Source organism: Streptomyces sp. GC420, from assembly GCF_009916105.1.
GTDB lineage: Bacteria > Actinomycetota > Actinomycetes > Streptomycetales > Streptomycetaceae > Streptomyces.
Genome location: NZ_JAAAXQ010000466.1, coordinates 1 through 5391 on the forward strand (window position 1 = coordinate 1; position 5391 = coordinate 5391).

Consider the following 5391-nt stretch of genomic DNA (forward strand, 5'->3'; position numbering starts at 1 on the left):
CGCCCGCCCAGATCCCTATGGCCTTGGGCTGCTCCTCGCGCTCGAAGACGTTCATCAGCACCGACAGCGTGGCAGGCATGACGAGAGCGGCGCCGAAGCCCATCAGGGCCCGGTAGGCGATCAGCTGGGCCGGGGAGCCGGAGAACGCGGCGAGCAAGGAGCCAAGACCGAAGACGACGATGCCGCAGAGCAGCACCTTCTTGCGGCCGAGGCGGTCGCCGAGGAGGCCGGCGGTGAAGAGCAGGCCCGCGAAGACCAGGGTGTACGAGTTGATCGCCCATTCGAGCTCGCTCTGGGTGGCCCCGAGGCCGGTGGGCGCGGGGCTGGCGATCGTCTTGACCGCGACGTTCAGGATCGAGTTGTCGAGGACGACGATCAGCAGGCTGAGCATCAGCACGGCGAGGATCGCCCAGCGGCGGCGGTGGACCGCCTCGGGGACCGCGGGCGGGGCCGGACGGGCGGGGACTGTCATGCGCCCACACTATGACCTTTCCAATACGACACCGTCTCGTATTGGAAGGGCATGGCGAAGACTTTGCCGTCCCCGGACCGGAGCTCCCCCGTACGGGCCCCTGTACGGCCCCCGTACGGGCGTGGCGCGGCACTCAGGGCCCCCCACTAGCCGGACACCGGCACCAGGTGCCACCATGGAACCGGTCCGGGGACGCCGTCAGGGCGCCTCGAGATGACAAAGGAGCCGTTGCAATGACGCAGCTTCCGGCTGCCCCCACGCCCGCCGACAGCGGCAGCGCGCAGAAGCAGAACACCACGCTGTACGGGGGCAAGGGCACCCGCCGCATCACCGTCCACGACATCGGCCGTGCCAAGGAGCGCGGCGAGAAGTGGCCCATGCTCACGGCCTACGACTCGATGACCGCCTCCGTCTTCGACGACGCCGGCATCCCGGTCATCCTCGTCGGCGACTCCGCGGGCAACTGCCACCTCGGCTACGACACCACCGTGCCGGTCACCCTCGACGAGATGACCATGCTCTCCGCAGCCGTCGTCCGGGGTACCAGGCGCGCCCTGATCGTCGGCGACCTGCCCTTCGGCTCCTACCAGGAGGGCCCGGTGCAGGCCCTGCGCAGCGCCACCCGCCTGGTCAAGGAGGCCGGTGTCGGCGCGGTCAAGCTGGAGGGCGGCGAACGCTCGCTGCCCCAGACCGAGCTGCTGGTCCAGTCCGGCATCCCGGTCATGTCCCACCTGGGGCTGACCCCGCAGTCCGTCAACGCCATGGGCTACCGGGTGCAGGGCCGCTCCGAGGAGGCCGCGCACCGGCTGCTCCACGACGCGAAGGCGGCGCAGGACGCGGGCGCCTTCGCGGTGGTCCTCGAACTCGTACCGGCGGAGCTCGCCGCCGAGGTCACCCGCTCCCTGCACATCCCGACCATCGGCATCGGCGCCGGCCCCGGCACCGACGCGCAGGTCCTGGTGTGGACCGACATGGCGGGGCTGACCGAGGGCAGGATGCCGCGGTTCGTGAAGCAGTACGCGAACCTGCGGCAGACCCTCGGCGACGCCGCCAGGGCCTTCGCGGAGGACGTCGTCGGTTCGGCGTTCCCGCAGGAGGAGCACACCTTCCACTGATTCGCCCCCGAGCCACCGCGGTACGACGACAGCCCGCCGACTTCCCCCATCGGCGGGCTGTCCGCCTGCCCGGGGCGGCGGGCCGCCGGCCGGTGGCGTGCCGGTGGCCCCGCGGCGCGGCGTGTCATGTTCGCGGGCGGCGTGCTCATGCCCGGCGACGGCGTGTCGGCGGCCTGTCGGCGATATGAAGGAGGCCCGCTCGCGCGCCGACGCGCTGCTGGAACGCTTCTCGCTCACCGAGGCCGCGAAGAAGGCGGCCATGGACTACTCGGGCGGCATGCGGCGCAGGCTCGACCTGGCCGCCTCCATGACGGGCCGCCCCGCCGTCCTCTACCTGGACGAGCCCACGACGGGACTCGCCCCCCCGTACCCGCAACGAGGCCTGGGCCGAGGTGAGGCGCACGGTCGCGGAGGGGGCGACCGTGCTGCTCACCACCCAGTACATGGAGGAGGCCGAGCAGCTCGCGCACGAGCTGACGGTCGTCGACCACGGCAGGGTCATCGCCGGCGGCAGCATCGGCGAACTGAAGGCGAAGGTCGCCGACCGGACCCTTCGGATCCGGCCCGTCGACGCGGAACAGCTGCCGGCGATGGCCGCCGCGCTGGCCGGGGCGGGCCTCGACGGCGTCGCCGGCGCGCGGATCGTCGCGCCAAAGGGCGTACTCGACGTGCCCGTCCTCAGCGACGAGCAGCTGACCGCCATCGTCGGAGTGCTGGCCGCCCGCGGCTTCGGCATCGCCGACCTCGGCACCCAGCTGCCCAGCCTGGACGAGGTGCTCCTGGCCATCACGGGCCGGCGGGCGCCCACCGCGGTGGGCTCGGCCGCGAGCCGGTAGCCCCCGTGGACGGACCGCGCGGCCTTCCGCCCGAGCACGCGCCTCAGCCGGCCCACCAGGGCCTGCAGGGCGCCGGCCGCGTCGGTGGGCGGTCGCCGCCCACACCCCGTCCACCAGCGTCCGTACGCTCACCGCCCGCCCGGGCTCCAGCGCGAGCACGGTGAGCAGGGCGCGCAGCCGCGCCCCGCCGAGCGGGACGGACGAGCCGTCCTCGCGAAATGCCTGGGTGGTTCCGAGGATGCGATAGCGCACCCGCCCATTCTCCCTGCCCGCGGATCACGCGGCCGCCGCCCGCCGAGGAGCGCCCCGGACAAGGAGCGCCCGGGCAGGGCGCAGACGCCGGGCCCGTGCCGAGGGTAGGTTCGGTGCGTCCGCCGTCACCCGTCCGCCGTACACGAAGCGCCGTAGCCCAGGAGCCGCACGAGATGACCACCGCCACCGCCCGGTCCGACCGGCGAATCAGCCCGGTCTTCCTCGGGATCGTCGCCGTGATGGCCGTCGCGGGCTGGGCGGTGTGGACGGACTTCTCCGCCAACACCGGGCTCGCCGTCTTCCTCTTCGTGACGGCGGGCTGGATCGTCTCGCTGTGCCTGCACGAGTACGCACACGCCCGCACCGCCCTGCACGGCGGGGACATCTCGATCGGCGCGAAGGGCTACCTCACCCTCAACCCGCTCAAGTACACGCACGCGCTGCTCAGCATCGTGCTGCCCGTGCTGTTCGTGATCATGGGCGGTATCGGCCTGCCCGGCGGCGCCGTCTTCATCGAGCGGAACCGCATCCACGGCCGGTGGAAGCACAGCCTGATCTCCGCGGCCGGGCCGCTCACCAACGTGCTGTTCGCGATCGTGTGCACGGCGCCGTTCTGGCTGGACGCGCTGGACGGCGTGCCCATGGCCTTCCGCTTTGCGCTGGCGTTCCTGGCGCTCCTCCAGGTCACGGCGGCCCTGCTGAACTTCCTGCCGGTACCGGGCCTGGACGGGTACGGCGTGATCGAGCCCTGGCTGTCGTACGGCGTCAGGCGTCAGGTGGAGCCCTTCGCGCCGTTCGGCCTGCTGGCCGTCTTCGGCGTGCTGTGGATCCCGGAGGTCAATGTCGCGTTCTTCGACGCGATCCACGGGCTGCTGAACGTCCTCGGCGTGTCCGAGCTGGAGAACTACTGCGGCTACCAGCTGTTCCGCTTCTGGCAGGAGGCGCCGGAACTCTGCGTCAGCCGGTAGTCCCGGCGGATCCGGCGTGCCCGGCCGGGGCGGTGGCCTTCGCCCTGCGGAAGTAGAACCAGGCCATGTTGGAGGACAGGCCCGCGAGCAGCACCCAGACGATGCCGAGGAAGCTGCCGTTGACGAAGGACACCACGGCCGCCGTGACGGCGAGCGCGCAGACCACGAGGGCGAACAGGGCGAGGCGGGGCATGAGGGACGGCTCCTTCGAGGTCACGACGGCTTGCGGAAGGACTTCGAGGTCCAGTGTCCCCCATGGCCCCGCGCGCTCCGCAGGGCCCCGTGCTCCGCTCAGACGTCCGTGATCCGCAGGCCGGCGTGCGCCTTGTAGCGGCGGTTGGCCGAGATCAGGTTGGCGACCAGTGACTCCACCTGGTGGGCATTGCGCAGCCGGCCTGCGAAGACGCCCCGCATGCCGGGAATGCGCGAGGCCAGTGCCTGCACGACGTCGGTGTCGGCACGGGCCTCGCCGAGCACCATCACATCGGTGTCGATCTCCTCGACCGACTCGTCCTGGAGCAGCACCGCGGACAGGTGGTGGAAGGCGGCGGTTACCCGGGAGTCGGGCAGCAGCGCGGCGGCCTGTTCGGCGGCGCTCCCCTCCTCCGGCTTCAGCGCGTAGGCGCCCTTCTTGTCGAAGCCGAGCGGATTGACGCAGTCGACGACCAGCTTGCCGCGCAGTTCCCCGCGCAGTGACTCCAGCGTCTTGCCGTGCCCCTCCCAGGGCACCGCGACGATGACGATGTCGCTGCGCCGCGCGCACCCGGCGTTGTCGGCGCCCTCGATGCCGTGTCCGAGCTCCGTCGCGGCCGCGGCGGCGCGTTCCGCGGCGCGGGAACCGATGATCACCTTCTGACCGGCCCTGGCGAACCGGTACGCGAGACCCTTGCCCTGCGGGCCGGTGCCGCCGAGCACGCCGACGACGAGGCCGGAGACGTCGGGAAGGTCCCACGGGTCCTTGACGGGGGGCTTCGGAGCGGGGTTCCCGGTGCTGCCGGCGCCGCCGGTGGTGTCAGGAGTTGTCATGGGTGGACTGTACTTGCACGATCACCGGCCGCTTCTGCGCACGACTTGTGACCGCTGTCACCGAACCCGTCACGCCGGCGCGACGTGTGCGCAAGGATTGCCTGCCATGGATGCCGTACGCGTCGCGCTGCTGCGTGAAGTTCTCGCCGGCACCGAATGGCCGGCCGCCGCCCGGAGTTTCGCCGGGTCCCTGCGGTCCTCGGTCGTCCCGCACGGCGGCGGGCTGCTGCTGGTGGGCACCGAGGAGTACGAGCCCTGGCATCTCGCCGCCCACCTCGTCGACGAGGCGGCCTGGTCGGGGCTGCCCGAGCTGACCCCGACCCTGGTACGCCACCGGGTGCCTGCCGGGCAGCCCGCCCAGCTGGCCGTGGGCCTCGGCCGCATCGAGGCCGCCAGGCGCGGCGAGACCCTGCTGGTGGTGGCACCGGGCTCGCCGGACGCGGGCCTGCTGGAGCGCGTCCACGACGCCCGGCGGGCCGGTGCGACCGTGCTGTCCCTGGACGCGGGCGACGGCGAGTTGGCAGGACTCGCGCACGAGTCGCTCACCGTGCGCGAGGACGAGGGACTGGACCTGGACACGGTGCAGCACCTGGTGAGCGCCGCGGCCGGGGAGAACACGCTCCCGGAGCCCCGGGCTTCGCGCACCGGCCTCGGGCCACGGCTGCGGGACCGCCTCTCCCGCCTGGCGGACCAGCTGACGGCCCCGCCTCCCGCCCGCTGGT

6 protein-coding genes and 2 pseudogenes are annotated in these 5391 nt (G+C 72.5%); 4 read left to right on the forward strand and 4 right to left on the reverse strand.

The genetic code is table 11. From position 1 onward, the window contains the following. On the reverse strand, positions 1–472 hold a 472-nt coding region (locus GUY61_RS34055; RefSeq protein ID WP_166634183.1), incomplete at its 3' end, for an MFS transporter. 233 nt (positions 473–705) lie between these two features. On the opposite strand from GUY61_RS34055, the gene panB reads away from it, so the two are divergent. Then, a complete protein-coding gene (panB, locus tag GUY61_RS34060; protein WP_166634184.1) occupies positions 706–1587 on the forward strand; it encodes a 3-methyl-2-oxobutanoate hydroxymethyltransferase in 882 nt (293 codons plus the stop codon). Positions 1588–1774: 187 nt separating this feature from the next. Continuing rightward, positions 1775–2423, forward strand: a pseudogene (locus tag GUY61_RS34065) (ATP-binding cassette domain-containing protein); the annotation flags it as partial. Here the strand turns inward: GUY61_RS34065 and GUY61_RS40850 are convergent. After that, positions 2381–2675, reverse strand: a pseudogene (locus GUY61_RS40850) (winged helix-turn-helix domain-containing protein); the annotation flags it as partial. The pseudogenes GUY61_RS34065 and GUY61_RS40850 sit on opposite strands and share 43 nt — an antisense overlap. Before the next feature lie 173 nt (positions 2676–2848). Here GUY61_RS40850 and GUY61_RS34070 point away from each other — a divergent pair. Further along, positions 2849–3643: a site-2 protease family protein gene (locus GUY61_RS34070; RefSeq protein WP_166634185.1), complete on the forward strand. Its 795-nt coding sequence runs from the start codon at positions 2849–2851 to the stop codon at positions 3641–3643. On the opposite strand, the gene GUY61_RS34075 is transcribed toward GUY61_RS34070, so the two are convergent. Together GUY61_RS34075 and npdG are read right to left on the reverse strand one after the other, a co-directional pair. Beyond that, positions 3633–3836, reverse strand: coding sequence for a hypothetical protein (locus GUY61_RS34075; RefSeq protein ID WP_166634186.1), 204 nt, complete (start codon positions 3834–3836; stop codon positions 3633–3635). The two genes, GUY61_RS34070 and GUY61_RS34075, sit on opposite strands and share 11 nt — an antisense overlap. A gap of 98 nt (positions 3837–3934) precedes the next feature. Continuing rightward, positions 3935–4669 carry an NADPH-dependent F420 reductase gene (npdG, locus tag GUY61_RS34080; protein ID WP_166634187.1) on the reverse strand — a complete coding sequence of 245 codons (735 nt, stop codon included), beginning with the start codon at positions 4667–4669 and terminating at the stop codon, positions 3935–3937. Between the two features lie 106 nt (positions 4670–4775). Here npdG and GUY61_RS34085 point away from each other — a divergent pair. Beyond that, the coding region (locus GUY61_RS34085; protein ID WP_166634188.1) for a hypothetical protein at positions 4776–5391 on the forward strand (616 nt) is incomplete at its 3' end.

What these genes read in the sequence shown, in the direction of transcription:
- panB (WP_166634184.1), top strand. Translation starts at nt 706, where the DNA reads ATGACGCAGCTTCCGGCTGCCCCCACGCCCGCCGACAGCGGCAGCGCG.
- GUY61_RS34070 (WP_166634185.1), top strand. Translation starts at nt 2,849, where the DNA reads ATGACCACCGCCACCGCCCGGTCCGACCGGCGAATCAGCCCGGTCTTC.
- GUY61_RS34075 (WP_166634186.1), bottom strand. Translation starts at nt 3,836, where the DNA reads ATGCCCCGCCTCGCCCTGTTCGCCCTCGTGGTCTGCGCGCTCGCCGTC.
- npdG (WP_166634187.1), bottom strand. Translation starts at nt 4,669, where the DNA reads ATGACAACTCCTGACACCACCGGCGGCGCCGGCAGCACCGGGAACCCC.